This window comes from Xenorhabdus ishibashii (assembly GCF_002632755.1).
GTDB classification, from domain to species: Bacteria; Pseudomonadota; Gammaproteobacteria; order Enterobacterales; family Enterobacteriaceae; genus Xenorhabdus; species Xenorhabdus ishibashii.
On the sequence record NZ_NJAK01000001.1, the window covers coordinates 2579734 to 2606432 of the forward strand.

The 26699-nt window shown below is 43.5% G+C and carries 28 protein-coding genes; 25 read left to right on the forward strand and 3 right to left on the reverse strand.

The annotated features are described in order from the left end of the window. Window positions 1–8: 8 nt before the first annotated feature. Window positions 9–1631 carry an NAD+ synthase gene (locus Xish_RS12275; RefSeq protein WP_099118746.1) on the forward strand — a complete coding sequence of 541 codons (1623 nt, stop codon included), beginning with the start codon at window positions 9–11 and terminating at the stop codon, window positions 1629–1631. A gap of 15 nt (window positions 1632–1646) precedes the next feature. Then, window positions 1647–1985 carry a nitrogen regulatory protein P-II gene (gene glnB / locus Xish_RS12280; protein ID WP_045971762.1) on the forward strand — a complete coding sequence of 113 codons (339 nt, stop codon included), beginning with the start codon at window positions 1647–1649 and terminating at the stop codon, window positions 1983–1985. Window positions 1986–2121: 136 nt separating this feature from the next. On the opposite strand, the gene hmpA is transcribed toward glnB, so the two are convergent. Further along, window positions 2122–3327, reverse strand: a complete 1206-nt coding sequence (gene hmpA / locus Xish_RS12285; protein ID WP_279625659.1) for an NO-inducible flavohemoprotein — start codon at window positions 3325–3327, stop codon at window positions 2122–2124. A 345-nt stretch (window positions 3328–3672) separates the two neighbouring features. Between hmpA and glyA the strand changes: the two genes are divergently transcribed. Then, window positions 3673–4926, forward strand: a complete 1254-nt coding sequence (glyA, locus tag Xish_RS12290) for a serine hydroxymethyltransferase (RefSeq protein ID WP_099118106.1) — start codon at window positions 3673–3675, stop codon at window positions 4924–4926. A gap of 90 nt (window positions 4927–5016) precedes the next feature. Next, window positions 5017–6258 (forward strand): 3-phenylpropionate MFS transporter, encoded by a 1242-nt coding sequence (locus tag Xish_RS12295; RefSeq protein WP_099118107.1) that lies wholly within the window; start codon window positions 5017–5019, stop codon window positions 6256–6258. An 80-nt stretch (window positions 6259–6338) separates the two neighbouring features. Here the strand turns inward: Xish_RS12295 and suhB are convergent, their stop codons facing one another. Continuing rightward, on the reverse strand, window positions 6339–7142 hold the full coding sequence (gene suhB / locus Xish_RS12300) for an inositol-1-monophosphatase (protein WP_099118108.1): 804 nt from the start codon (window positions 7140–7142) through the stop codon (window positions 6339–6341). Between the two features lie 124 nt (window positions 7143–7266). Here suhB and trmJ point away from each other — a divergent pair, with 124 nt between their 5' ends. From trmJ to der, 21 genes are all read left to right on the forward strand, one after another. Beyond that, window positions 7267–8004: a tRNA (cytosine(32)/uridine(32)-2'-O)-methyltransferase TrmJ gene (gene trmJ, locus Xish_RS12305; protein WP_099118747.1), complete on the forward strand. Its 738-nt coding sequence runs from the start codon at window positions 7267–7269 to the stop codon at window positions 8002–8004. 214 nt (window positions 8005–8218) lie between these two features. Then, entirely contained in the window at window positions 8219–8719 is a 501-nt protein-coding gene (gene iscR / locus Xish_RS12310; protein ID WP_099118109.1) for a Fe-S cluster assembly transcriptional regulator IscR, read from the forward strand. A gap of 62 nt (window positions 8720–8781) precedes the next feature. Beyond that, window positions 8782–9996 carry an IscS subfamily cysteine desulfurase gene (locus Xish_RS12315; RefSeq protein ID WP_099118110.1) on the forward strand — a complete coding sequence of 405 codons (1215 nt, stop codon included), beginning with the start codon at window positions 8782–8784 and terminating at the stop codon, window positions 9994–9996. A gap of 24 nt (window positions 9997–10020) precedes the next feature. Further along, on the forward strand, window positions 10021–10407 hold the full coding sequence (gene iscU / locus Xish_RS12320) for a Fe-S cluster assembly scaffold IscU (protein ID WP_099118111.1): 387 nt from the start codon (window positions 10021–10023) through the stop codon (window positions 10405–10407). A gap of 78 nt (window positions 10408–10485) precedes the next feature. Beyond that, window positions 10486–10809, forward strand: a complete 324-nt coding sequence (iscA, locus tag Xish_RS12325) for an iron-sulfur cluster assembly protein IscA (protein ID WP_099118112.1) — start codon at window positions 10486–10488, stop codon at window positions 10807–10809. Between the two features lie 42 nt (window positions 10810–10851). Next, window positions 10852–11373, forward strand: coding sequence for a co-chaperone HscB (gene hscB, locus Xish_RS12330; protein WP_099118113.1), 522 nt, complete (start codon window positions 10852–10854; stop codon window positions 11371–11373). Window positions 11374–11496: 123 nt separating this feature from the next. Further along, the gene (gene hscA / locus Xish_RS12335) at window positions 11497–13344 is read left to right on the forward strand and encodes a Fe-S protein assembly chaperone HscA (protein WP_099118114.1); all 1848 of its coding nucleotides are present in this window, start codon (window positions 11497–11499) and stop codon (window positions 13342–13344) included. A gap of 2 nt (window positions 13345–13346) precedes the next feature. Next, entirely contained in the window at window positions 13347–13682 is a 336-nt protein-coding gene (fdx, locus tag Xish_RS12340; protein WP_099118115.1) for an ISC system 2Fe-2S type ferredoxin, read from the forward strand. A 14-nt stretch (window positions 13683–13696) separates the two neighbouring features. Further along, window positions 13697–13891 carry a Fe-S cluster assembly protein IscX gene (gene iscX / locus Xish_RS12345; RefSeq protein ID WP_099118116.1) on the forward strand — a complete coding sequence of 65 codons (195 nt, stop codon included), beginning with the start codon at window positions 13697–13699 and terminating at the stop codon, window positions 13889–13891. A gap of 156 nt (window positions 13892–14047) precedes the next feature. Next, window positions 14048–15343, forward strand: coding sequence for an aminopeptidase PepB (gene pepB, locus Xish_RS12350; protein ID WP_099118117.1), 1296 nt, complete (start codon window positions 14048–14050; stop codon window positions 15341–15343). A 90-nt stretch (window positions 15344–15433) separates the two neighbouring features. Then, window positions 15434–15862 (forward strand): enhanced serine sensitivity protein SseB C-terminal domain-containing protein, encoded by a 429-nt coding sequence (locus Xish_RS12355; RefSeq protein ID WP_099118118.1) that lies wholly within the window; start codon window positions 15434–15436, stop codon window positions 15860–15862. A gap of 132 nt (window positions 15863–15994) precedes the next feature. After that, on the forward strand, window positions 15995–16249 hold the full coding sequence (locus Xish_RS12360; protein ID WP_244186023.1) for a hypothetical protein: 255 nt from the start codon (window positions 15995–15997) through the stop codon (window positions 16247–16249). Window positions 16250–16575: 326 nt separating this feature from the next. After that, the gene (ndk, locus tag Xish_RS12365) at window positions 16576–17004 is read left to right on the forward strand and encodes a nucleoside-diphosphate kinase (protein ID WP_099118119.1); all 429 of its coding nucleotides are present in this window, start codon (window positions 16576–16578) and stop codon (window positions 17002–17004) included. 242 nt (window positions 17005–17246) lie between these two features. Then, on the forward strand, window positions 17247–18425 hold the full coding sequence (rlmN, locus tag Xish_RS12370) for a dual-specificity RNA methyltransferase RlmN (RefSeq protein WP_099118120.1): 1179 nt from the start codon (window positions 17247–17249) through the stop codon (window positions 18423–18425). 128 nt (window positions 18426–18553) lie between these two features. Further along, entirely contained in the window at window positions 18554–18916 is a 363-nt protein-coding gene (locus Xish_RS12375; protein ID WP_244186025.1) for a fimbrial assembly protein, read from the forward strand. Window positions 18917–19032: 116 nt separating this feature from the next. Beyond that, window positions 19033–20040, forward strand: coding sequence for a cytoskeleton protein RodZ (gene rodZ / locus Xish_RS12380; protein WP_099118122.1), 1008 nt, complete (start codon window positions 19033–19035; stop codon window positions 20038–20040). A 92-nt stretch (window positions 20041–20132) separates the two neighbouring features. Continuing rightward, window positions 20133–21254, forward strand: coding sequence for a flavodoxin-dependent (E)-4-hydroxy-3-methylbut-2-enyl-diphosphate synthase (ispG, locus tag Xish_RS12385; protein WP_099118123.1), 1122 nt, complete (start codon window positions 20133–20135; stop codon window positions 21252–21254). A 103-nt stretch (window positions 21255–21357) separates the two neighbouring features. Beyond that, a complete protein-coding gene (hisS, locus tag Xish_RS12390; RefSeq protein ID WP_099118124.1) occupies window positions 21358–22635 on the forward strand; it encodes a histidine--tRNA ligase in 1278 nt (425 codons plus the stop codon). Window positions 22636–22649: 14 nt separating this feature from the next. Beyond that, on the forward strand, window positions 22650–23270 hold the full coding sequence (locus Xish_RS12395) for a YfgM family protein (protein ID WP_099118125.1): 621 nt from the start codon (window positions 22650–22652) through the stop codon (window positions 23268–23270). A 16-nt stretch (window positions 23271–23286) separates the two neighbouring features. Then, window positions 23287–24459 carry an outer membrane protein assembly factor BamB gene (bamB, locus tag Xish_RS12400; protein WP_099118126.1) on the forward strand — a complete coding sequence of 391 codons (1173 nt, stop codon included), beginning with the start codon at window positions 23287–23289 and terminating at the stop codon, window positions 24457–24459. A gap of 162 nt (window positions 24460–24621) precedes the next feature. Further along, window positions 24622–26118 carry a ribosome biogenesis GTPase Der gene (der, locus tag Xish_RS12405; RefSeq protein ID WP_099118127.1) on the forward strand — a complete coding sequence of 499 codons (1497 nt, stop codon included), beginning with the start codon at window positions 24622–24624 and terminating at the stop codon, window positions 26116–26118. Window positions 26119–26362: 244 nt separating this feature from the next. On the opposite strand, the gene Xish_RS12410 is transcribed toward der, so the two are convergent. Beyond that, a complete protein-coding gene (locus Xish_RS12410; RefSeq protein ID WP_099118128.1) occupies window positions 26363–26554 on the reverse strand; it encodes a protealysin propeptide domain-containing protein in 192 nt (63 codons plus the stop codon). Between the last annotated feature and the right edge of the window lie 145 nt (window positions 26555–26699).

Here is a 26699-nt window from a genome sequence, read left to right on the forward strand (position 1 = left end):
CGCATTCTATGAGTCGTACTCTTAATATTGCCCTTGCCCAGTTAAATTGGTTGGTAGGAGACATTGAAGGCAACAGTGAGCGTATGTTGCAGACAGTTCAGGAGCAGCAGGTAAAAGGCGCTGATCTGGTTATGTTTTCTGAGCTGGCACTGTCTGGCTATTTTCCTGAGGATTTGTTGTTCCGCCCTGATTTACATCAGCGTTGTCACGAACAATTGGTACGTTTGCAAGAAGCCAGCTCTCAGATTGGTATTTTGGTAGGGCATCCGTGGCAACAGGATGGCAAACTCTACAACGCACTTTCCTTGTTTTGGCAAGGAAAAATTGTGGCACGCTATTTCAAACAACTACTGCCAAATTATGGTGTCTTTGATGAAGAGCGTTATTTCAAAGCGGGTGATCGAAACTGTGTTATACCATTCAAGGGTTATAACCTCGGTTTATTGATTTGTGAAGATTTGTGGTTTGACGCCCCAATTGATGCCCTGAAACAGGCGGGTGCAGAAATCATCTTGTCGATTAACGCCTCTCCTTATAATCGTGAAAAACCGAATATCCGCAGTACATTAATTGAGTCTCACTGCCAGCGTACTCATTTGCCAATTATCTATCTCAATCAGGTGGGCGGGCAAGACCAGCTCATCTTTGATGGCTGTTCTAAGGTCTTTGGTGCCAATGGCGAAATAACCCATCGCATGGCGGCATTTGAGGAACAGGTTGAGCAATGCCGTTTCAATGAGATGAATATTGAACCAATGGCAAATCCGATCCCGCAATTGCCACCTTTGGCGCAGGTTTATAAAGCGTTAGTACTTTCTGTACGTGATTATGTTAAGAAAAACGGTTTTAAAGGCGCTTTGCTTGGTTTGTCTGGCGGGATTGACTCAGGGCTGACATTGGCGATTGCTGTGGATGCTTTGGGGAAAGAGTACGTGCAGGCGGTTATGATGCCATTCCGCTACACCTCAGAAATGAGTATTCACGATGCCAGAGAACAAGCCGAATTGCTGGGAGTTGAATTTGACGTTGTCTCCATCGAACCTATGTTTGATGCGTTTATGGCTCAGCTTGAACCGATGTTCGCGGGAACAGAAAAAGATACGACAGAAGAGAATCTACAGGCACGTTGCCGCGCAGTTATTTTGATGGCAATGTCTAATAAGCGTCGCCGCCTGGTATTGACCACCAGTAACAAAAGTGAATCGGCAGTAGGGTACTCAACCCTATACGGCGATATGGCTGGTGGCTTTAATGCATTGAAAGATGTACCTAAAACGATGGTATTTGCATTGGCTAAATATCGTAATACAGTATCCCCAGCTATTCCTCAGCGTGTGATTGATCGTCCACCATCAGCGGAGTTGGCACCAAATCAACTGGATCAGGACAGTCTGCCCCCGTATGACGTACTGGATGCTATTCTCGAAGGGTATGTTGAAAAAGATAAATCGGTGGCTGATCTCGTCGCTGATGGTTTTGATGAAGCTATTGTTCGTAAGGTGATCCGATTGGTTGACATCAATGAATATAAACGTCGTCAGGCACCTATTGGCCCACGCATAACGCAGCGTGATTTTGGTAAAGACCGGCGCTACCCGATTACTTCTGGTTTCGGGCGTAAAAACTGGTAATAACAGGAAAACTTCATGAAAAAGATTGATGCAATTATCAAACCTTTCAAGCTGGATGACGTGCGTGAAGCTCTGGCTGAAGTAGGTATCACTGGTATGACTGTGACAGAAGTAAAAGGGTTTGGTCGTCAGAAAGGACATACTGAACTGTATCGCGGCGCAGAATATATGGTGGATTTTCTGCCAAAGGTAAAAATAGAAATTGTCGTACCGGATGATATTGTTGATACCTGCGTCGAAACAATCATGCAGGTTGCACAAACCGGCAAAATTGGCGATGGCAAAATTTTTGTTTTCGATGTTGCCCGTGTTGTGCGTATCCGTACTGGTGAGCAGGACGAAGAAGCAATTTAATCAAGCCCCTAAAATCATCTGAAAAAAGTGATAACGGAAATATTCTCAGTTATCCCACACCCTAATGGGGGATGGCGTGTGGAGATGTCCGGTTTTTAATCCGTTATCACTTATCCTGTATATTAGGTAAGCCGCATTAAATGACTTTATGTGGGCCAAAACATTCATAATGGATATGTTGCTCATCAATGCCCATTGCCAGTAACTGTCTGGCGATATTTTGCATGAAAGCCACTGGCCCACAGAAATAGAATTGCATCCCTTCTACCACTACTGCCTCCTTCACGAGAGATAAATCCATAAGTCCGGTATATTGGTAATGTATGCCTTTCTGATCTTCATCCCTTGGTTCACGATACCAAACTTGTGCCTGCAAATTCGGCATGGATTGGGAAATTTCATTCACTTCATTGGCAAAAGCATGATGGCCGCCATGCTCTGCGGCATGGAACCAATTTACTGAGCCAGCGTGATTATGGTTATGCAGGTGTTGCAGCATACTCATCATCGGTGTCAAACCAACTCCGGCAGAAACCAGAGTGACTGGCGTATCAGATTGCACATCGAGGAAGAAATCACCGTGTGGTGCTGCCAGCATCAGAATATCTCCTTCCTGTACCTTATCGTGCATGTGGTTTGAAACCTTGCCCTGAAGTTCACGTTTAATGGCAATCTGGTAACTACTTCCGTTTGGTGCGGCAGTCAGAGAATATTGGCGGATTTCACGATTTTCAAATGCCGGATCTTCTATATAGACCGCCAAATACTGCCCTGGCTTATAATCCATGACCTTGCCACCATCAACAGGCACAAACTCAAAGCTGGTGATGACATCACTTTGTGACTGCTTCCGGCTAACACGGAACGGGCGTAGATCACGCCAACCGCCCTCCAAAGATCCACCAGTTTGATAAATTTCCTCTTCCCGATTGATAAAGACATTAGCCAACACGTTGTAGGCTTTTCCCCAAGCGTTGAGAACTTCCTCACCAGGATGAAACATTTCATCAATTGTTGCCAGAAGATGTGTACCGACAATTTGATAATGCTCAGGTTTAATGTTGAGGCTGGTGTGTTTATGAGCGATTTTTTCTACGGCAGGTAAGAGTGCTGACAGATTATCGATATTGCCAGCATAAGCACAAAGGGCGTTGAAAAGTGCTTCACGTTGATCACCGTTGATCTGGTGACTCATATTGAAAATATCTTTTAATTCAGGATGATGCTTGAACATACGTTCGTAAAAATGTGCAGTTAGCTTAGGGCCTGTAGAAACAATTAACGGAATGGTCGATTTTATGGTTGCGATAACCTGACTATCTAGCATGAGGATCTCCTGAATTTTTTTCACATAATGCTGAAATTTATAAGTTGTATTTTAAATGCAACTTATAGGGTTTGGGAATATACCAGAATGAGAAAAGATAATTATTTTTCCTTAAATCAAAAAAGTAGAATTTTAATTAAAGTGAATCGCGACCAGGATCACAAATATCAGCAATAAATCCGTAATCATTCAGGAAACAGCAGGTTATTTAGCTTCTAATGGGCTACCAAGGTATAATGCAAACGTTTGCGTAATTTATTTTGTCAAGACTATCTCATTCGATAAAAAGAGTTTACACTGTGTGCCATTCTGGCCCTCAGGGGTATTTTTTTAGAGATGTAGCTGAGTCAGGAGAACCAAATGTTAAAACGTGAAATGAATATTGCGAATTACGATCCCGAACTGTGGCAAGCGATGGAACAGGAGGTTTGTCGTCAAGAAGAACACATTGAATTGATTGCTTCTGAAAACTACACCAGCCCAAGAGTAATGCAGGCACAAGGCTCTCAGCTTACTAACAAATACGCGGAAGGTTATCCGGGTAAACGTTACTATGGTGGTTGTGAGTATGTTGATGTCGTTGAACAACTCGCAATTGACCGCGCAAAAGCGCTGTTTGGTGCAGATTATGCTAATGTCCAGCCACATTCTGGTTCTCAGGCAAACGCTGCGGTGTATATGACACTGCTAAAACCTGGCGATACGGTTTTAGGGATGAATCTGGCGCACGGTGGTCACCTGACTCACGGCTCTCCTGTTAACTTCTCTGGTAAACTTTATAACATCGTACCCTATGGTATTGATGAAAAAGGTAAAATCGATTACGACGATATTCGTACCCAGGCACAAAAACATAAGCCAAAAATGATCATCGGTGGCTTCTCTGCTTATTCCGGTGTTGTGGACTGGGCGAAGATGCGTGAGATTGCCGATGAAATCGGTGCTTATCTATTCGTTGATATGGCTCACGTGGCAGGTCTGGTAGCAGCGGGTGTTTATCCAAACCCTGTTCCTCATGCGCATGTTGTGACAACAACCACGCATAAAACGCTGGCTGGCCCGCGTGGTGGCTTGATTCTGGCGAAGGGCGGCGATGAAGAATTTTACAAAAAACTGAATTCCTCTGTTTTCCCTGGCTCTCAGGGCGGCCCGTTGATGCACGTTATTGCCGGTAAGGCAGTGGCATTGAAAGAAGCGATGGAGCCTGAATTCAAAGCCTACCAGCATCAAGTCGCCAAGAATGCGAAAGCGATGGTGGAAGTCTTCCTGCAACGTGGTTACAAAGTGGTTTCAGGGGAAACTGAAAACCACCTGTTCTTGCTGGATCTGGTGGACAAAGACATCACTGGCAAAGATGCGGATGCAGCATTAGGACGAGCCAATATCACGGTGAACAAGAACAGCGTACCTAACGATCCACGTAGCCCATTCGTCACTTCTGGTATCCGCATCGGGACACCTGCAATTACCCGCCGTGGCTTTAAGGAAGCTGAAACCTGTGAGCTGGCTGGCTGGATGTGTGATGTGCTGGATAACATCAACGATGAAGCGACCATAGAAAGTGTTAAGCAAAAAGTATTGAATATCTGCGCAAAATATCCGGTTTACGCATAATTTAAATAAAATGTAGTATTAGTAATAAGCCCGACTCATGACGTTAGTTTTGAGCGGGTTTTTTGCATTAAGAAAATGGGGGGCATTTTGATGGTTGTTCCATCAACATTTTGGCTAGGATTGGGCTATTTCACTTACTTTTTCTCTTTTGGCATATTTTTGCCTTTTTGGGCAGTCTGGTTAAAAGGTGAAGGTATTGAAGCCTCAATGATAGGAATATTGTTAGGTGTCGGATTGATTGCACGTTTTATCGGCAGCTTAGTTATATCTCCTATGGTAAAAACCCCTTCTAAGTTAATTAACGCATTACGTTTTCTCTCATTGCTGGCATTGTTTTTTGCCATGAGCTTTGTAGTGAGTAGCCATTGGATGTGGCTTTTTTTTGTTATGGTTGGTTTCAACTTATTTTTCTCTCCGCTAGTCCCTTTATCAGATGCTTTAGCGGGAACATGGCAAAAACAATTTACATTTGATTATGGCAAAGTAAGAGTTTGGGGTTCGATTGCCTTTATTATTAGTTCGTCGTTGACGGGCATATTGATGTCTGCCAATGGTATAAATCTCTCAATCAGCAGCCTGAATTTTGGCTGGAATATATCATTTGACAGTTTAAATCATTGGATTGGCTGTGATTTATTTGGAACACACCGTATTATTCTGGCTTTTTTGATATTCAGCATCACAACCATGTTATTGGGAATGATGTTGAAACCTTCCATTATGCCGGTAGGTAAAATTAAGGCCGCAAATACGAAAGCCGTTTCTCTTAAAGTGCTTTTATCCGAAAAATCAGTGAGGCAGTTTTTAATCTGTGTGACGTTATTGCAAGCTGCCCATGCAGGGTACTACAGTTTTGGCTCCATTTATTGGGAACAGGCGGGTTATTCCCCATCAGCTATTGGTTATCTCTGGTCGTTAGGCGTAGTGGCTGAAGTTGTTATCTTTACTTTCAGTAAGCAACTGTTCCGCCGTTGGAGTGCCCGTAATTTACTGTTGCTGTCAGGGATTTGTGGTGTCGTTCGTTGGGGGCTAATGGGAACTTCAACCGAATTATCGGTGCTGATTATTATTCAAATCCTGCATTGTGGTACTTTTACAGTCTGCCATTTGGCTGCGATGCGTTTTATTGGTGCCAGAAAAGAAAATGAAATCATTCGGTTGCAGTCAACTTACTCTGCTTTAGCAATGGGGGGCGGAATTGCTGTTATGAGTGTGATTGCTGGTTTCATGTATGAATATATAGGAAGTGGCATATTTTGGGTTATGGCACTGGTGGCATTACCGGCTCTGTTCCTGAGACCCAATGTTGAAGCGCGCGTGCTTCCACACTGATTCAAGGACAAGAAAAAGGGCACCTGACAGGTGCCCTAAAACAACATTGCTCAAATTATATTTAATTTATAATCAACGTATTAACGTTTCAATGCTTCAGTCAATTCTTCACGCATTTCAGATAGAATGTCTTTAACGATACGTGGGCTGCCTGCAACGATATTGCCGGAGCTGACGTAGTTATGGCCACCAACAAAATCAGTGACAATACAACCGGATTCACGTACTAATAATTCACCGCCCATGAAATCCCACGGTTTCAGGCCAATTTCAAAGAAACCATCTACACGTCCGGCAGCGACATACGCCATATCCAGTGCCGCAGAACCCGTGCGTCGGAAATCTGCACAGCGCTCAAATAATTTACCCAGTACATTCATGTAAGGGATAGTGTGCTGCTTGGCTTTGAATGGGAAACCCGTGGCAAGGACAGTTCCATCCAGATCACGAGCATTAGTACCACGCAGACGATAGCCGTTTAATTGGGCGCCTTGACCACGAGTTGCAGTGAACAGCTCATTGCGCATTGGATCGTAAACGACGGATACCTCTGTGCGGCCTTTAATACGTAAGGCAATGGAAACAGCAAAATGGGGAAGACGTTTAATAAAGTTGGTTGTGCCATCCAGCGGATCGATAACCCATTGGAAATCGCCTTCTTCTCCTAAATGTTCACCACTTTCTTCGGTGATAATCGTATGCTTAGGATAAGATTTACGGATGATGTCAATGATCAGCTTTTCTGCTTCACGATCAATATTGGTAACGAAATCGTTACTGCCTTTTTGGCTTGCTTCAACAGCATCAGGAGTTTCGTAGCTTTTGGCAATATAGTTGCCGGCCTTACGTGCAGCGCGTATAGCGATATTTAGCATCGGATGCATGGGGTATCTTCCACCAGAATTTTAAAGAACGGAAACAAATCGGCGCGCAGTATAGCAGTAGTTCGTCAAAATGACTAATGCTGTGTTAAGATATTCGGCTCTTATAATGAATTTAAAAGCCGTTATGTTAGAGAATATCCGCATTATTCTGGTAGAAACCTCCCATACGGGAAACATGGGGTCAACCGCTAGGGCCATGAAAACAATGGGATTAACCAACTTGTATTTGGTCAATCCCCTCGTCCAGCCTGATTCTCACGCGATTGCACTTTCAGCCGGTGCAAGTGATGTTATCGGCAATGCAAAGATCGTGAATACATTGGATGAGGCATTGGCAGGATGTGAGTTGGTCATTGGAACCAGCGCTCGTTCCCGAACCCTCTCTTGGCCAATGGTTGAGCCACGTGAATGTGGTGAACGTTGTGTCGAAACCGCCAGCCACTCTTCGGTTGCTATTATCTTTGGCCGTGAACGAGTGGGCTTGACGAATGAAGAGTTGCAAAAGTGTCATTACCACCTTTATATTCCAACCAACCCGGAATACGGTTCATTGAATTTGGCGATGGCGGTTCAGTTGGTTAGCTATGAAATTCGCATGGCACACCTTGTGGCTCAAAAACAATTAGAAGAAATAACGTCTCCAGAGCACGAAGAAGTAGAATATCCACCTGTTGAAGATATGGAGCGTTTTTATCAGCACCTTGAACAGGTATTGAAAGAATCTGGTTTTATTCGCAAAGCGCATCCAGGCCAGATCATGAATAAATTAAGACGTCTTTATACCCGTGCACGGCCAGAAACCCAAGAGCTGAATATCTTGCGTGGTATATTGACGTCTATGGAAAAATGGAACAAAAAATAAACTGATGCGATTTAAAAAATAGCGTAGAAAATCAATATCGTTGGACAAAATCGCGGATAGCAGTGGGAAAGTCAGAGATAGGTAGGTGAAAAAGTAGGTGAAAAAAAGTGAAAGGCAGCCAAATAATAGTTGACTAAATTACTCGGTTAAATAGTTGACTAAAATACTCAGGAATGCCACAATTTCATCCATATTTCACCACGGAGTTTTTGTTATGAGACTAACATCAAAAGGACGTTATGCGGTAACAGCCATGTTAGATGTGGCGTTGCATTCACAAGAAGGACCGGTGCCGTTAGCCGATATTTCCGAACGTCAGGGGATTTCCCTTTCCTATCTTGAGCAGTTGTTTTCCCGCCTGCGTAAAAATGGTCTGGTTTCTAGCGTCCGTGGTCCAGGTGGCGGCTATTTATTAGGCAGAAATGCCGGTGAAATTTTCGTTGCCGAAGTGATTTCTGCTGTTGATGAATCCGTTGATGCCACTCGTTGTCAGGGGCGAGAAGGTTGTCAAGGTGGCGATCGGTGTTTAACCCATACCTTATGGCGTGACCTTAGTGATCGCATCACAAGCTTCCTGAGCAGCATCAGTTTAGAAGAATTAGTAAATAACCAAGAAGTATTGGATGTTGCTGATCGTCAAGATAGCGATAAGCGCCGTACCCCTGGCCCTAACGGCAGACTTCAAGAAACGATTAACGTTAATCTGCGTGCGTAACTTGCGGCAAATACTTATGTGGCAATGAAAGTATTAAAAGTGTCTTACGGAGCATGTGAGCAATGAAATTACCCATTTATTTGGACTATTCAGCAACAACACCAGTCGATCCACGTGTTGCTGAAAAGATGATGAACTATTTGACTATTGACGGAGTCTTCGGTAACCCAGCTTCCCGTTCACACCGTTTTGGCTGGCAGGCTGAAGAAGCGGTTGATATCGCGCGCAATCAAATTGCTGACTTAGTTGGCGCAGATCCGCGTGAAATCGTGTTCACTTCAGGTGCGACAGAATCAGATAATCTGGCAATTAAAGGTGCTGCAAAATTTTATCAGAAGAAAGGCAAGCACATTATCACCAGCAAAACTGAGCATAAAGCGGTTTTAGATACTTGCCGCCAGTTAGAGCGCGAAGGTTTTGAGATCACTTATCTGGCGCCAATGAGCAATGGCCTGATTGATCTGAAAGAGTTGGAAGCCACCCTGCGTGAAGACACAATTCTGGTTTCCATCATGCATGTCAACAACGAAATTGGCATTGTTCAGGATATCATGACCATTGGTGAATTATGCCGCAGCCGTGGCATCATTTTCCATGTTGATGCAACCCAAAGTGTTGGTAGATTGCCTATCGACCTCAGCCAGCTAAAAGTTGATCTGATGTCCTTTTCTGCCCATAAACTTTACGGCCCGATGGGAATTGGTGCGCTGTATGTTCGCCGTAAGCCTCGCGTGCGTATTGAAGCACAACAGCATGGCGGCGGCCATGAACGCGGTATGCGTTCAGGTACATTACCTGTTCACCAGATCGTTGGCATGGGCGAAGCTTACCGTATCGCGAAAGAAGAGCTGGAATCAGAAGCAGAGCGCCTGCGTGGTTTGCGTTTGCGCTTGTGGAACGGTATCAAAGATATTGAAGAAGTTTACCTGAATGGTGATTTGGAACAGGGAGCGCCACACATTTTGAATGTCAGCTTCAACTATGTTGAAGGTGAATCCTTGATGATGTCACTGAAAGATCTGGCAGTATCTTCTGGCTCAGCATGTACTTCAGCGAGTCTGGAGCCTTCTTATGTCCTGCGTGCACTTGGCATGAATGATGAACTGGCGCACAGTTCTATTCGTTTCTCTTTGGGACGTTTTACCACAGAAGAAGAAATAGACTATGCAATCAAGTTGATTCACAACGCGATTGGCCACTTGCGTGATCTTTCTCCATTGTGGGAAATGTTCAAGCAGGGAGTAGATATTAGCACCATCGAATGGTCTCATCATTAATCAGACGTTTTCAGGAGTAACGACATGGCTTACAGCGATAAAGTAATTGATCACTATGAAAACCCACGTAATGTTGGTTCATTCGATAACGAAGATCCGACAGTGGGTAGTGGCATGGTTGGGGCACCCGCTTGTGGTGACGTCATGCGACTGCAAATCAAAGTCAACGATGCTGGCATCATTGAAGACGCACGTTTCAAAACCTATGGCTGCGGCTCTGCAATTGCATCCAGTTCTTTGGTAACGGAATGGATGAAAGGTAAATCGTTGGAACAGGCTGAGGCAATTAAAAACACGCAGATTGCTGAAGAGTTAGAACTGCCACCAGTAAAAATCCATTGTTCTATTTTGGCAGAAGATGCTATCAAAGCGGCTATTGCTGATTACAAGAGCAAGCGCCAAGCCAAATAACTTTTTTACAAAAAGAAAATAATTCTGGTGGATATTGCTGCAATATCCACCTTTACTGGTTTTAAAGTGAGGTATTGTATGTCAATTTCTCTGACAGAAAGTGCAGCCCAACGTATTTCGGCTTTTCTTGCTAATCGAGGAAAAGGTGTCGGGTTGCGCTTGGGAGTGAGAACATCCGGCTGCTCTGGTATGGCATATGTACTTGAATTTGCTGATGCAATAAATGAAGAAGATCAGGTTTTTGAAGAAAAAGGCGTGAAAGTCATCGTTGACGGTAAAAGTATCCTTTACCTCGATGGTACTGAGTTGGATTTCGTTAAAGAAGGGCTGAATGAAGGCTTTAAATTCAACAATCCCAATGTTTCCAGCGAATGCGGTTGTGGAGAAAGTTTCCACGTTTAACCTTATTTTTTGACCCGCATTTTGCGAAACCAAGAGTAACTTATGGACTACTTTACTTTATTTGGGTTGCCTGCTCGTTATGCGATTGATCGCGAACAGTTGACGACCCGTTATCAGGAATTGCAACGCCAGTTTCATCCTGATCGTTTTGCCAACCAGCCAGAACGTGAAAAAACGCTGGCACTCCAACAAGCTGCGACCATTAACGATGGTTATCAGACGCTAAAACATCCCCTGAAACGCGCAGAATATATGCTGTCTCAGCAAGGGTTTGATCTATCCAATGAACAGCACACGATGCAGGATACGGCTTTTTTGATGCAGCAATTGGAATTGCGTGAAGAGCTTGATGCCATTGGGCATAGTGTGGATTCAGAAGCAAAATTGAACGATTTTTCATCTCGCTTGAATAAAATGATTAAAACACGCAGTGAGCAGATGGAACAGCAACTCAACGCTGCCGAATGGTCAATTGCAGCCGATACAGTCCGTAAGTTACGCTTTCTGGATAAATTGCAACAGCAGGTTGAACAACTGGAAGAGCGGTTGTTGGATGATTTTTAGCGGACTTTTGACTGACTTTTAGCTGAATCGTATTGTTTAGAATGATTTTTGGCTGAATGAATTTCAGTTGAATAAATTTCGGCTGATATAGATTTATGCTGATATAGATTTATAGGGGCACATATGGCTTTATTACAGATCAGCGAACCGGGTTTATCTGCCGCCCCGCACCAGCGCCGGCTGGCTGCGGGGATTGATCTTGGCACAACTCACTCTCTGGTTGCGACCGTCCGTAGCGGTCAGGCGGAAACATTGGCAGACAGTGATAACCGTCACTTACTTCCTTCTGTTGTACAGTATCGCAAAGAAGAGATTCTAGTTGGTTGGCAGGCGCGTCAACTGGCTGCATCTGATCCTGCCAATACAATCAGTTCAGTTAAGCGGTTGCTGGGACGCTCTTTGGCTGATGTCCAACAGCGCTATCCTAACCTGCCATATCAGTTCCAGGCCAGTGAAAATGGTTTGCCATTGATCAACACCGTAGCGGGGCTAGTCGATCCTATTCAGGTTTCTTCTGAGATATTGAAATCGTTGGCGCAACGGGCAGAAGAAACCTTGGATGGTAAACTTGATGGTGTTGTAATAACCGTTCCGGCTTATTTCGATGATGCCCAGCGTCAAGGCACGAAAGATGCCGCTCGTTTAGCGGGCTTGCATGTTCTTCGTCTCTTGAATGAACCCACTGCGGCAGCCATTGCCTATGGTCTTGATTCCGGTCAAGAGGGGATAATCGCCGTTTACGATCTTGGTGGCGGAACATTTGATATCTCTATTCTTCGCCTTAGCCGAGGGGTGTTTGAAGTGCTGGCAACGGGGGGAGATACTGCTCTGGGTGGTGACGATTTTGATTCGCTGTTAGCAAATTGGATACGTGAACAGGCTGGGATCAACGATAACGACCACGGATTGCAGCGTCAATTGTTGGATATCGCTACCCAAACCAAAATTGCCTTGAGCGAAACTGATAGGGTGGAAATCGATATTGCTAACTGGCAAGGCAGTATTACCCGTACCGAATTTAACGAATTGATTTCCCCTTTAGTCAAACGCACATTACTCTCCTGCCGTCGGGCGCTGAAAGATGCCGGAGTGACGGTTGACGAGGTTTTGCAAGTTGTCATGGTTGGTGGTTCAACGCGAGTGCCATTGGTACGTAGCATGGTAGGCGAATTTTTTGACCGCGAGCCATTAACCTCTATCGATCCAGATAAAGTGGTTGCTGTTGGCGCTGCAATTCAGGCCGATATTCTGGTGGGGAACAAGCCAGACAGCGAAATGCTGTTACTTGATGTTATCCCGCTGTCACTTGGCCTGGAAACAATGGGCGGGCTGGTTGAAAAAGTCATTCCGCGTAATACCACTATCCCAGTTGCGAAAGCGCAAGAATTTACCACTTTCAAAGATGGTCAAAGTGCGATGAGCATCCATGTGGTGCAAGGCGAGAGAGAACTGGTCAATGATTGCCGTTCACTGGCGCGTTTCACACTGCGTGGCATTCCGCCATTACCGGCTGGTGGTGCACACATTCGTGTGACCTTTCAGGTTGATGCGGATGGCTTGTTGAGCGTCAGTGCATTAGAAAAATCCACGGGTGTTGAAGCTTCTATCCAGGTGAAACCTTCCTACGGTTTGTCGGATGAAGAAATTGCCCATATGCTCAAAGACTCCATGTCTAATGCACAGGAGGATGTTCAGGCACGCAAATTAGCTGAACAAAAAGTAGAAGCAGCTAGAATGCTGGAAAGTTTAACCAGTGCATTGGAAAAAGATGCGGATTTATTGAGTCAAGAAGAGCAGGTTTCTATTGATGCTGCCGTACAAGTATTAATTGAAAGTGCTCAGGGAACCTCCCCTGACGCGATTGAAAGTGCAATAAAACAATTGGACAAGCAAACGCAGGAATTTGCAGCACGCCGTATGGACACATCAATCCGCCGGGCTTTGGCGGGTCATTCTGTGGATGAGATTTAATTATGCCTAAAATTGTATTTTTACCTCATAACGAACTTTGTCCTGAAGGGGCAGTATTAGAAGCGAAGGAAGGCGAATCAATTCTGGACGTTGCATTACGTAATGGTATTGAAATTGAACATGCCTGTGAAAAATCCTGTGCGTGTACTACTTGTCACTGTATTGTCAGGGAAGGCTTTGATTCACTGGAAGAAAGCTCTGAACTGGAAGATGACATGTTGGATAAGGCGTGGGGATTAGAGCCTGAAAGCCGTTTGAGCTGTCAGGCCAAAGTTGTCGATGAGGATTTAGTCGTTGAAATCCCTAAATACACCATTAACCATGCGCGCGAACACTGACAGGAGAACAGAAAATGAAATGGTCTGACAGTCGTGATATTGGCGAAGCACTGTATGATAAATTTCCTGATTTAGACCCAAAAGCAGTGCGTTTCACTGACATGCATGAATGGATTTGTGAGCTGGATGGTTTTGATGATGATCCACAGAAATCCAACGAAAAAATATTGGAAGCTATCTTATTGGTGTGGTTGGATGAATATGAATAGGGTGAAATTTACCCAAGGTAAAAAATAGCGCAAGCTCACCGATTCTTGCTCAATAGTTTGGCATAGTCTGTATTTAGTGGAAAACTGGCAATTGCCAGTTTTTTTATAAACCCTCACTGTGAAACAGTGAAAAAATAAGATAAGAAGTGAGAAAAAATGACAAAACAAATCATGCCAATAACACTGTCTTATGAGCCAGCTAACGCTTGCTGGGGTGAAAAAGCACTAATTAGCTCAAGTGAGCAGGGGATCACCATCCATCTGAAAGGCAATGGCAAGCTGGGCGCCATTCAACGTGCTGGGCGTAAAATTGACGGGCAAGGAATTCGCAATATTGCTTTAGTGGGTGATGGTTGGGATCTGGAAAAAAGTTGGTCATTTTGGCTGGGCTTTCGCTCACCTAAAGGATTGCGCGCAATTGAATGGCCACAACTCCCTGTGGCGGAAAAACAGGAGCTAGAAAGACGGATTAAATTCATTGATTGGGTGCGTGATACCATCAACCTTCCAGCGGAAGATTTGGGGCCAGAACAACTTGCCCAGAGAGCTATTGATTTATTGTGCGGAGTAGCGGGTGATGCCGTTAGTTATCGCATTATCAAAGGGGATGAGTTGCGTGAACAGGGATATGCGGGGGTATATACCGTCGGGCGTGGCTCTTCTCGTGATCCCGTGTTCTTGGCATTAGATTACAACCCAACAAAAGATGCAAAAGCGCCTGTCTTTGCCTGTCTGGTCGGTAAAGGCATTACCTTCGATTCCGGTGGATACAGCATCAAGCCTTCCAATTTTATGGATTCCATGAAATCGGATATGGGTGGCTCTGCAACATTGACAGGGGCACTGGCTCTGGCAATCAGCCGTGGTTTAAAGCATCGTGTAAAACTGTTCCTGAGCATTGCAGATAATATGGTGAGTGGTAATGCTTTCAAATTGGGCGATATCATTCACTATCGCAATGGTAAAACTGTTGAAGTGATGAACACAGATGCGGAAGGGCGTCTGGTTCTGGCTGATGGTTTGATTGATGCCAGCGCGGAAAAAGCCCCACTGATTATTGATGCAGCTACCTTGACGGGCGCAGCGAAAACCGCAGTAGGAAATGACTACCACTCAGTATTGAGCTTTGATGATCAACTGGTATCTGACTTATTGGCGGCTGCCGATAAGGAAAATGAATTGTTCTGGCGTTTACCACTGGCTGAATTCCACCGTAGCCAATTGCCATCCAACTTTGCGGATCTGAACAATATTTCGTCACCGGCACATTCGGCAGGAGCAAGTACCGCAGCAGCATTTTTGTCACACTTTGTCGAAAATTACAAAAAAGGCTGGGTGCATATTGATTGTTCAGCAACTTACCGTAAATCTTCTGTTGAACAATGGGCTGCGGGGGCAACGGGATATGGTGTACGCACCATTGCCAATTTATTGCTGACAAAAGCACAATAAACTGAAACACAGCTCCTCTTGTGGGGGGAGCTTTTGTTGAATTTATCGATAACCTTAACTTCAATTCAAACAGTACCGTCGGAGATTTTCATGAGCTTATTAAATGGATCTATCGCTACTGAAATAGAGGTTCCTGGCGGAAGCCTTATTACTCTAAGTCAGCCAGAAGAACAGCCGACTCAGCTTATTGAGTCACTCATTGACTTATTTAAACAGCACAAACCTGTTCGGCAGGCTTTTTTAGTTATGGCCCATGATAAAAATGTGGATGAAAAACCTAATGTATTAATTGGGTTGGAATTCAGTGTAACATTGACCGAAAATGAGACTAATTTGTTGATTCAGGAAGCCGGTGAACTGGCTTGCAAATATCTTGATGAGGATGAATCAGTCGATTTTTGCCTGCTTGATGAACAAGAAGGGGGCATCAGCCATTTCTTGATTCATCATACCGAGCCTTTTTATCAGCGAAAATTAGGTAGTTGGCTGCGTGATACCATTCCGGTTGTTAATCAATAACTACTAAAAACCTCTTGGATATATCAGGTATTAAATATAATTATTTTTCATTAAAAGCATGGTGTTATCCATGTTTTTTTGTTTTTGTTGCTGAGCACATTTTACATACCTGCTTCGTTTGCTGATACATCAATGACGGATAATCAAAAAATAACAGATCAAGGATCTTCCCGTCAGGGAGTGCTGAAAGAGTGTGCAGACCTGCTACCGACGGGACACAAATATACTATCAGTATTGTTGCTACGTCAGATAAAACTACCCAAGATCCTAAAGAAAAGTTCACAGGAAAATTTATAGTCTCTGATGAAAGTAAACAGGATATAAGCAAGAAAAGAGCTGAGGAAGTTAAGCCTTTTATTCAATGTGTAACCGAGACGGTTTTATAATTGATATGGAGTGAGAAACACTAATTCAATGATCTTGGTCAGTATGCCTGTTTGGGATTTAATCGTCTGAACGGGCATTATTTTATAAAATAGTTATTTTCATCGTGTATAACAAAGCGAAAATGTGATTTATGCTAAAAAATGATATTTTTGCTAAGAAAGTTTTAATAAAAAGTTGTGTTTTTTGTAGGCAAGCAGAAACTCTCCTCCTATAATCAACGCCTATTTTTGTCCCTGTCTGATACAGGGTAGAATTGCCCTTCAGTTTTGTTAGGGGCGTAAAAATTAAAATGAATCATCGTTGAAAGTGCCAAAGAGGTTACGCAATGACAATTGAACGTACTTTTTCCATTATTAAACCCAATGCAGTGAAGAAAGATGCTATCGGTTCTATTTATGCCCGTTTTGAAAGTGCAGGGTTTAAAATTATCGCGGCCAAAATGTTGCATTTGACGCGCGAACAAGCGGAAGGTTTTTATGCTGAACACAAAGGACGTCCTTTCTTTGATGGCCTGGTGGAGTTCATGACCTCTGGCCCAATTATGGTACAAGTTCTGGCAGGTGAAAATGCCGTTCAACGTCACCGCGATCTAATGGGTGCTACTAATCCTGATAACGCATTAGCGGGTACTCTGCGTGCAGATTACGCAGATAGCTTTACTGAAAATGCGGTTCACGGTTCAGACTCTACCGAATCTGCGAATCGTGAAATTGCTTACTTTTTCAGTGATGATGAAATTTTCCCTCGTGTCTAAAGCTTTTCGCTGCCATATAGCATATAAACAGTAAAGTTTGTACAATGATGCGCCCCGCTGATCTAATTCAGTGGGGCGTTTATTATTTTATTTCAATGTCCATTCAATATGGCTCGATGGTTTTAATCCGATCTTGCTCAAAGGGAATGAATGATCATTGAATTGGCAGTCACCGCATGAAAACTTAATGCTGAAACAAAATCAGCATAGAGCCGAAAGTGTAACAACGAGGCGATGTAACAATGTCCCAACTTAACGAAACCGTATCACCTGTAACTTCCGTCGTATCTGTCACGCCTGAAAAGAAAAACGGTAAAGTCAATTTGCTCGACCTTAACCGTAAACAAATGCGTCAATTTTTTGTCGATATGGGAGAGAAACCTTTTCGTGCCGATCAGGTCATGAAATGGATTTACCATTATTGCTATGACGATTTTGAGCAGATGACTGATATCAACAAAGTGCTCAGGACGAAATTGCAACAAGTTGCCGAAATCAGAGCACCAGAAATTGCAGAAGAGCAACGCTCTGCTGATGGCACTATCAAATGGGCGATTACTGTAGGTGATCAACAGGTTGAAACGGTTTATATCCCAGAAGATGATCGCGCGACATTGTGTGTTTCATCTCAGGTGGGATGTGCTTTAGAGTGTAAATTTTGTTCTACGGCTCAGCAGGGCTTTAACCGTAACCTGAAAGTGTCTGAGATTATTGGTCAGGTTTGGCGCGCAGCTAAGATTATAGGATCCCTGAAATCCAGCGGTCGCCGTCCCATTACCAACGTAGTGATGATGGGGATGGGAGAGCCATTACTCAATTTGAGCAATGTTGTGCCCGCAATGGAAATCATGATGGATGACTTCGGCTTTGGTTTGTCGAAACGCCGAGTGACATTGTCGACATCCGGTGTTGTTCCTGCACTGGATAAACTGGGAGATATGATAGATGTTGCACTGGCAATTTCTTTACATGCACCCACTGACGACATTCGTGATGAAATTGTACCCATTAACCGCAAGTACAATATTGAAGAGTTCTTAGCAGGAGTGCGTCGTTATCTGACAAAATCCAATGCTAATCAGGGACGTGTTACGGTGGAGTATGTGATGCTTGACCATATCAATGATAGTGTTGAGCAGGCGCATCAATTGGCCGAATGTCTGAAAGATACTCCCAGTAAGATCAACCTGATCCCGTGGAACCCGTTCCCAGGTGCACCTTATGGACGCAGCTCAAACAGCAGAATCGATCGTTTTGCCAAAGTGCTGATGGGATACGGCTTTACAACCATCGTGCGTAAAACGAGGGGAGATGATATTGATGCTGCATGTGGGCAGCTTGCCGGTGATGTCATTGACAGAACCAAGCGAACCATGAAAAAACGTCAGGCAGGCGAACCTATTCAGGTAAAAACAGTCTAATTTTTGGTTTAATATCGATTAGTGGCTAAAAATCTGGCAAAGTTTAACATATCCTTATAAATGAAGATGGTATGATACGGAAATCAATAATTTGGTCTATAGTTTGTTTTGTCCTGTTAACGGGGTGTGTGGAACAATCAACACATCGCGCGCATCGGGTTGTTGCCATAGATACACGATTGCAGCTAGGAAAGGCTTATTTGGCGGAACGAAATTTACCGGCCGCTAAATATCATTTTCAAAAAATCTTGCTGGCGGAACCTCATCATTCAGAGGCACATCTGGGGATGGCACTGCATGAACAATATGCAGGCCGTCCAGAAACCGCCAGTCAGCATTACAGAATGGCGATGCAGTATGCGGCTGAAAGTGATACCGTAGTACGTCACTATCATAATTTTCTTTGTGAACAAAAACAGTATAAAAAAGCTGAACAATTGGTCATAGAAAATATGAAAAGCAGCACAGACCGTTATAGTTGTGATAAATGATTTTTTGCGTTAAACGCAATATTTAGATTATTTCGCTACATAAATTAAGTTAATAGAACATATTACTTAATTTGTGTAAATTCGTTAACCCAGAACAGTACCAGTATCCCTTGCTAATGAAGACTGAAACTTATCCAGAAGAAGCCAATCTGACAACAGGTCAGATCCTGCGTCAGGCTCGTGAAAAACATGAGCTTTCTCAGCAAACTGTGGCAGATCGCTTGTGTCTTAAACTGTCCACTGTTCGTGATATTGAAGAAGATAATATCCCGCCCAATATTTCACCAACTTTCCTTCGTGGGTATGTTCGCGCCTATGCAAAATTGGTTCAGGTGTCTGAATCTGACATCTTGAGTACCTTGGATAAACAGATCCCTTCCAGAGCCATAAAAACGGCACCTATGCAAAGTTTTTCGGCGGGAAAAAAACGCAAGAAACGCGATGGTTGGTTAATGAAGATAACATGGGTTGTTATTATTGTATTGCTGGGAATGACATTCCTGTGGTGGTGGCAGAACTATAAAGTACAACAAACAGAACTGTCTTCAATGGTCACACAGTCAATCTCTCAAAATAATAGTCAGTCAGGTTCTGAAAATGACCGGCTGGCTCCAAATGCCGGGGAAAATAATGTAGTGCCTCTTAAAGAAAATCAATCTGTAGCGACTGATCAATCTGGTGTTTCAAAAACATCGTCGGCAGAGGCAAGTAGTACAGAAGTCAACAGCAAGGCTCCAGGATCCTCCAGTGCACCGGTATCCACAGCAACAAATCAGGTTGCAACCAATACAACTCCTGAAAATACAACTCCTGCCAATGCAGAAGTGAATAGTGCGGTTGTGAGTCCGTCATCGACCGATATAAATAGTATCAGTACGGCGAGCAACAATGAGTTAGTGATAGATTTCAGCGATGAATGTTGGCTGGCAGTCAAAGACGCTAAAGGTAAGATATTGTTTAGTGGCACTAAAAAGAAAGGGGATAGTCTAAAACTTTCCGGTAATTTACCTTACTCGGTGAATATTGGCGCTCCTGCCAAAGTTAAGATTCAGTTTCAGGGAAAACCTGTGGATCTGAGTTCCTTCGTGAAGAAAGGCATTCCGGCTAAACTGACATTGAAATAAATGTCCTAACTGTTTTGGCAGAGTTATTCACCACAGCATAGTTGTAAATCTTATAAACAAAAATACAGGGATGTAGGGGAGTAATGTAAAAAATGCATAATGAATCACCGATAAAAAGACGTAAATCTACACGTATTTATGTCGGTAATGTTCCCATCGGGGATGGCGCACCGATTGCCGTGCAATCAATGACTAACACACGAACAACAGATGTTGAAGCGACAGTTAATCAAATTAAGGCGTTAGAGCGTGTAGGTGTTGATATTGTTCGGGTATCTGTTCCAACAATGGATGCAGCCGAAGCGTTCAAGTCCATCAAACAGCAAGTCAATGTCCCTCTTGTTGCCGATATTCATTTCGATTACCGCATTGCATTAAAAGTTGCAGAATATGGTGTTGATTGTCTGCGAATCAATCCTGGCAATATCGGTAACGAAGAGCGTATTCGTCAGGTTGTGGATTGTGCCCGTCATAATAACATTCCGATTCGCATTGGAGTTAATGGTGGATCGCTGGAAAAAGATCTACAAGAAAAATATGGTGAGCCTACACCAGAAGCGTTGGTTGAATCGGCGATGCGTCATGTGGATATTCTTGATCGTCTGAACTTTAACCAATTTAAGGTGAGTGTCAAAGCCTCTGACGTTTTTCTGGCGGTTGGGGCATACCGTTTACTGGCACAACAAATTGATCAACCGTTGCATTTGGGCATTACGGAAGCAGGAGGCGCTCGTGCTGGTGCGGTGAAATCCTCAATTGGTCTTGGCATTTTATTGTCAGAAGGAATTGGCGATACGCTGCGTATTTCGTTGGCCGCAGACCCAGTGGAAGAAGTTAAAGTCGGTTTTGATATTCTGAAAGCATTGCGTATTCGTTCACGCGGCATTAATTTCATCGCCTGTCCAACTTGTTCACGTCAGGAATTTGACGTTATCGGTACAGTGAATGCTCTTGAGCAGCGTCTTGAAGATTTAATCACCCCAATGGATGTTTCTATCATTGGTTGTGTCGTGAATGGCCCAGGGGAAGCAGAAGTTTCAACGCTTGGTGTAACGGGCGCGAAAACAAAAAGCGGCTTTTATGAAGATGGCATTCGTCAAAAAGAGCGTTTTGACAATAATAACTTGATTGATCAACTTGAGGCGAAAATTAGGGCGAAGGCAGCTATCCTTGATGCTAAGAACCGAATCAACATCAATCAGCTTGATGAGTAATTTATTGGGGATATGAGCATATAGACTTGCTTGCAGATTGAACCTTGCAAGTGTTCGCTTTTATAATCGACGGCATTATATAAATATTAATAAGAGATAAAACGTGACAAAAAATATCCCAGCTATTCGTGGCATGAACGACTGTCTTCCTGCTGAAACGGCCATCTGGCAACGAGTTGAATCTACGATAAAGCGTGTGCTGTCAGGTTATGGTTTTAGCGAAATTCGGACACCGATTGTAGAGCAGACCCCGTTATTCAAACGTGCAATTGGGGAAGTAACCGATGTTGTCGAAAAAGAGATGTATACGTTTGACGATCGCAATGGTGAAAGCTTGACCCTGCGCCCAGAAAATACCGCAGGATGTGTCCGTGCCGGTATTCAGCATGGTCTGCTGTACAATCAGGAACAGCGCTTATGGTATATCGGACCAATGTTCCGTTATGAGCGCCCACAAAAAGGCCGTTACCGTCAATTTCATCAGTTAGGTGCTGAAGTGTTTGGCTTACAAGGGCCAGATATTGATGCTGAACTTATTTTAATGACAGCACGTTGGTGGCGCGAGCTCGGCATTGCTGATCACGTCACACTTGAATTGAACTCAATTGGTTCATTAGAAGCCCGTGCAAATTATCGTGAGGCGCTGGTAGCATTCCTTGAACAACACAAAGAGAAGCTGGACGAGGATTGTCAACGCCGCATGTATACCAACCCATTGCGTGTATTGGATTCTAAAAACCCTGAAATTCAGCAACTTTTAAATGATGCACCGGAGTTGTTTGAGTACCTTGATGCCGAGTCAAAAGAGCACTTTGATGGACTGTGTCAGATACTTGATAGTGCAGGGATCCAATACCGTATTAACCAGCGTCTGGTTCGTGGCCTTGATTATTACAACCGTACTGTTTTTGAATGGGTGACATCAGCATTGGGTGCACAGGGAACCGTCTGTGCTGGTGGTCGTTACGATGGCTTGGTTGAACAATTGGGCGGTAAGGCAACACCGGCAGTTGGTTTTGCAATGGGCATGGAACGCATGGTCTTATTAGTGCAGGAAGTTAATCCTGACTTTGTTGCTGATCTGACCGTTGCCGATGTTTATTTCTCTTCCTTTGGTGAAGGTAGTCAGCAAGCAGCATTGATATTGGCCGAAAAAATCCGTGATCAACTGCCGGAATTACGTTTAATGACCAACCACGGTGGTGGTAACTTTAAGAAACAGTTAACACGTGCGAGTAAACACGGAGCCAAAGTTGCCTTGATTCTGGGAGAAGATGAAATTCAGGCCGGTAATATTACAGTGAAAGATTTACGTAACGGTGAACAAGAAACGTTGTCACAACAAGCGGTCGCAGCGCGTTTGAGCGAACTGTTAGGCTAAGGAGAGAGACTCTAGTGCAAGTTTATACTACAGAAACTGAACAAGTTGACGCGATCAAGCGTTTTTTCTCTGCCAACGGTAAATACCTTGCTGTTGGCCTCGTGTTAGGCGTTGGTGTTTTGTTGGGTTGGCGTTACTGGCAGACTCATCAAACTAACCAATTACATAATACGGCGGCAGTATTTGAAGAATTGAACAAATCACTGGCGTCGGGGTCGAAAGAAAATGTTGCTGCCGTAGAAAAGTTCGCTAATGAGACGAACAATGTTTATGGTGTTATGGCTGATCTGGAACTGGCAAAACAGGCTGTTGCTAAGAATGATTTAACTCAGGCAGAGAAAAATTTGCTAGCGGCATCCGGTAAAGCCCAAGATGAAAACATGCAAGCATTGTCTAACCTTCGTCTGGCTCGTGTTCAATTGGCGGAAGATAAAACAGATGTTGCATTGAAAACGTTGGATTTGGTCAAAGGCAAAGGTTGGCAGATTATGGTTGAGAATATTCGTGGGGATATTCTGGCTAAAAAAGGGGATACTGCTGGCGCACGTGCAGCCTATTCCACGGGGCTTGGACTTGATGGCCCGCAAGTAATTAAGGATTTTATGAAAATCAAACTTGATAATTTATCCAACTAAGGGAGCCAACTTGATAATGCAGCTTCGAAAAACACTCTTGGTTGGGCTGGTTGCTTCTGTTCTGCTGGCAGGTTGTTCAAGTGAACAGGATACGGTAACAATGTCACCGTTACCGAAGGTTGAAAATCAATTCAAACCCCATATCGTTTGGGATAAGTCCGTTGGGAGTGGCACGGGCGAGTATTACTCTCGTTTAGCACCGACTTGGCAGGGTTCAACAGTTTATGTTGCTGACCGTCATGGTGTTGTCAAGGCATTTGAGATAGACAGCGGCAAAGAGATATGGGCAACGGATCTGTCAGAAAAAGCAGGTCTATTGTCATCCCGTTTGCCAGCACTGCTTTCTGGTGGTTTGACGGTATCCGGTGATCGTCTGTATGTCGGCACAGAAAAGGCGAAAATCATCGCATTGGATGTAACGGATGGTAAGATTGAATGGGAGTCAACGGTTGCTGGCGAAGCGTTGTCCCGCCCTGTAGTGAGTGATGGTTTTGTCTTGATTCATACCGGCAACGGTATGTTGCAGGCATTAAACGAAACCGATGGTAGTATTGCCTGGTCAGTTAACATGGATACACCTTCGTTATCCGTCCGTGGTGAATCCGCTCCTGCCGTGGCCTATGGTGCGGCTATTGTAGGTGGTGACAATGGTCGTATTAGTGCGGTTCTGCTGTCTGAGGGGCAATTAATTTGGCAACAGCGTATTTCTCAGGTAACAGGTTCTACCGAAATAGATCGCCTGAATGATGTTGATATGACTCCGGTCATTTCAGACAATGTTATTTACGCGATAGCTTATAACGGCAATTTGGTGGCAATGGATATGCGTTCAGGCCAGATAATCTGGAAACGTGATCTGGGATCGGTGCATGATATGGTGGTCACTGACAACAACATTTTCATTGTTGATCAAGATGATCGTATTTTGTCCCTGCGCAAGAGTGATGGTGTGACATTATGGTCGCAAAATGATCTCTTGCACCGTAACCTGACAGCACCGGAAATGTACAATGGCTATCTGGTTGTTGGTGATGCTGAAGGTTACTTGCATTGGTTGAATATGGCTGATGGCAAATTCGTGGCGCAGAATAAGGTTGATGGTTCCGGCTTGTTGAGTCGTCCGGTTATTGCCAGCGATAAACTGATGCTGCAAGCGAAGGACGGTACTGTTTATCTGTATACCCGCTAACTTTCAGAGCGTGTTTTAAATAACACGAAATATACGGCTCCTGGATCATAACAGGGGCCGTTTCGTCTTTTTAGTATCTTTGTATCTTGCTGTGATGAACAATATTGAGACGTTACTTTCAGCGGGATATCGATTTAAATCTAGTCATGAGGCATCAAGAAAATGATACCTGTCGTTGCGCTGGTTGGGCGCCCCAATGTTGGAAAATCCACCTTATTTAACCGATTAACCCGAACCAGAGATGCGCTGGTAGCGGATTTCCCTGGCTTAACCCGTGATCGTAAGTATGGACGGGCAGAGGTTGAAGGGCAAGAATTCATCATCATTGATACAGGTGGTATCGATGGTACGGAAGACGGCGTAGAAACGCATATGGCTACGCAATCCCTTATGGCCATAGAAGAGGCGGACATTGTTCTATTTATGGTTGACGCCAGATCGGGATTGATGCCTGCTGACCACTCGATTGCCAAGCATCTGCGTAGCCGTGAAAAGGCAACTTTTTTGGTGGCGAATAAAACCGATGGTATCGATATTGATACCTCTATAGCTGAATTTTATTCACTAGGTTTAGGGGATGTTTATTCCATCGCTGCTTCTCACGGCCGTGGTGTAACACAATTGATTGAACGAGTGTTGTTGCCATTTTCTGATAAAAAAGAAACGGAAGAAGAAGTTGAATTAACGGAAGAAGAGGCTAACGCAGCTTATTGGGCAGAAATGGAGCAAGCCGAATTGGATGCTTCTGCTGAACAAGAAAAAGAGGAGGAGGCATTTGATCCGACAACTTTGCCTCTAAAACTTGCGATTGTTGGCCGTCCTAATGTGGGGAAATCCACATTGACCAACCGTATTTTGGGCGAAGAGCGTGTTGTCGTTTATGATATGCCTGGTACGACCCGTGACAGCATTTATATTCCCATGGAGCGTGATGGCCGTGAATATATTTTGATTGATACAGCGGGCGTTCGTAAGCGTGGGAAAGTCACTGAAACGGTTGAAAAATTCTCTGTGATTAAAACGCTTCAAGCGATTGAAGATGCCAATGTGGTGTTACTGATAGTAGATGCTCGTGAAGGCATTTCTGATCAAGATCTCTCTCTACTTGGTTTTATTCTTAACAGTGGCCGTTCTCTGGTTATTGCCATCAATAAATGGGATGGCATGAGTCAGGAAGACAGAGATCACGTCAAAGATATGCTTGAGCTGCGTTTGGGTTTTGTTGATTTTGCCCGCATTCACTTTATTTCTGCACTACATGGTAGTGGTGTTGGGAATTTATTTGAGTCAATTCTGGAAGCCTATGAAAGTGCAACTCGCCGCGTTAGTACTTCCTTATTGACCCGTATAATGCGCATGGCAGAAGATGATCACCAGCCGCCAATGATCCGTGGTCGCAGGGTGAAAATGAAATATGCCCATGCTGGTGGATATAACCCACCTATTGTAGTTATCCACGGTAATCAGGTAACAGATTTACCTGATTCTTATAAACGTTATTTGATGAATTACTTCCGCCGTTCTTTGAAAGTGATGGGAACACCTATCCGTATCCAATTTAAAGAAGGCGCTAACCCTTATGCGGACAAGAAAAATACATTAACGGCATCTCAGCTCCGTAAACGTAAGCGTTTAATGGAACATCTGAAAAAAAGGTAATTATTTAAAAAAATGATATAAATAAAGGGCTAAAAACAGCCCTTTATTATTTTATATATAAAGAATAATTTAACAATAGTAGAGGTGGGAATAATTTCAGAAACTAATATAATTAGTTATGGAAATATTTTAAGATTATCAAAAAGTTTGTTGTAAATTTTCTTTTATTAATTTAGGTATTTTTATTTTTTATATTAAAATATTGTAAATCATAGAGTAACACTACTTTTAGGGTTCAGATTTTTTATTTTTTGCATAGTAAAGGTTCACCTTCAGAGTTTAGAATGTCGTCTTTGGTTGATTGTTTCATGAGTTTATTGACATGATCTAATGTTTTCAAAATATACTTTTTATCATTATCATCACAGGATTTTGCAATACACTCCAATAAATAAGGGGGGATTATATTTTGTTTTCTTGTTTGATTATTACTCATGGTAATGCCCTATTTTGTCTGTATGTTATCGTGTTGGCATATAATTAGCCTAATCCAAATAGTAGCCAAACTACCTATGTTAGTCACTACTAAAGATGTAAATTTTTTATGATATGAGTTTTTATGATATGACATGAATAGATAA

Bases quoted from the DNA above. Each gene is read 5' to 3' on its own strand.
- trmJ (WP_099118747.1), top strand. From the start codon at position 7,267: ATGTTAGAGAATATCCGCATTATTCTGGTAGAAACCTCCCATACGGGA.
- Xish_RS12360 (WP_244186023.1), top strand. From the start codon at position 15,995: ATGACGGATAATCAAAAAATAACAGATCAAGGATCTTCCCGTCAGGGA.
- pepB (WP_099118117.1), top strand. From the start codon at position 14,048: ATGACAAAACAAATCATGCCAATAACACTGTCTTATGAGCCAGCTAAC.
- glnB (WP_045971762.1), top strand. From the start codon at position 1,647: ATGAAAAAGATTGATGCAATTATCAAACCTTTCAAGCTGGATGACGTG.
- glyA (WP_099118106.1), top strand. From the start codon at position 3,673: ATGTTAAAACGTGAAATGAATATTGCGAATTACGATCCCGAACTGTGG.
- fdx (WP_099118115.1), top strand. From the start codon at position 13,347: ATGCCTAAAATTGTATTTTTACCTCATAACGAACTTTGTCCTGAAGGG.
- hscA (WP_099118114.1), top strand. From the start codon at position 11,497: ATGGCTTTATTACAGATCAGCGAACCGGGTTTATCTGCCGCCCCGCAC.
- hscB (WP_099118113.1), top strand. From the start codon at position 10,852: ATGGACTACTTTACTTTATTTGGGTTGCCTGCTCGTTATGCGATTGAT.
- ispG (WP_099118123.1), top strand. From the start codon at position 20,133: ATGCATAATGAATCACCGATAAAAAGACGTAAATCTACACGTATTTAT.
- rlmN (WP_099118120.1), top strand. From the start codon at position 17,247: ATGTCCCAACTTAACGAAACCGTATCACCTGTAACTTCCGTCGTATCT.
- Xish_RS12355 (WP_099118118.1), top strand. From the start codon at position 15,434: ATGAGCTTATTAAATGGATCTATCGCTACTGAAATAGAGGTTCCTGGC.
- Xish_RS12410 (WP_099118128.1), bottom strand. From the start codon at position 26,554: ATGAGTAATAATCAAACAAGAAAACAAAATATAATCCCCCCTTATTTA.
- iscX (WP_099118116.1), top strand. From the start codon at position 13,697: ATGAAATGGTCTGACAGTCGTGATATTGGCGAAGCACTGTATGATAAA.
- Xish_RS12315 (WP_099118110.1), top strand. From the start codon at position 8,782: ATGAAATTACCCATTTATTTGGACTATTCAGCAACAACACCAGTCGAT.
- iscU (WP_099118111.1), top strand. From the start codon at position 10,021: ATGGCTTACAGCGATAAAGTAATTGATCACTATGAAAACCCACGTAAT.
- ndk (WP_099118119.1), top strand. From the start codon at position 16,576: ATGACAATTGAACGTACTTTTTCCATTATTAAACCCAATGCAGTGAAG.
- rodZ (WP_099118122.1), top strand. From the start codon at position 19,033: ATGAAGACTGAAACTTATCCAGAAGAAGCCAATCTGACAACAGGTCAG.
- Xish_RS12295 (WP_099118107.1), top strand. From the start codon at position 5,017: ATGGTTGTTCCATCAACATTTTGGCTAGGATTGGGCTATTTCACTTAC.
- bamB (WP_099118126.1), top strand. From the start codon at position 23,287: ATGCAGCTTCGAAAAACACTCTTGGTTGGGCTGGTTGCTTCTGTTCTG.
- Xish_RS12275 (WP_099118746.1), top strand. From the start codon at position 9: ATGAGTCGTACTCTTAATATTGCCCTTGCCCAGTTAAATTGGTTGGTA.
- der (WP_099118127.1), top strand. From the start codon at position 24,622: ATGATACCTGTCGTTGCGCTGGTTGGGCGCCCCAATGTTGGAAAATCC.
- iscA (WP_099118112.1), top strand. From the start codon at position 10,486: ATGTCAATTTCTCTGACAGAAAGTGCAGCCCAACGTATTTCGGCTTTT.
- iscR (WP_099118109.1), top strand. From the start codon at position 8,219: ATGAGACTAACATCAAAAGGACGTTATGCGGTAACAGCCATGTTAGAT.
- suhB (WP_099118108.1), bottom strand. From the start codon at position 7,142: ATGCATCCGATGCTAAATATCGCTATACGCGCTGCACGTAAGGCCGGC.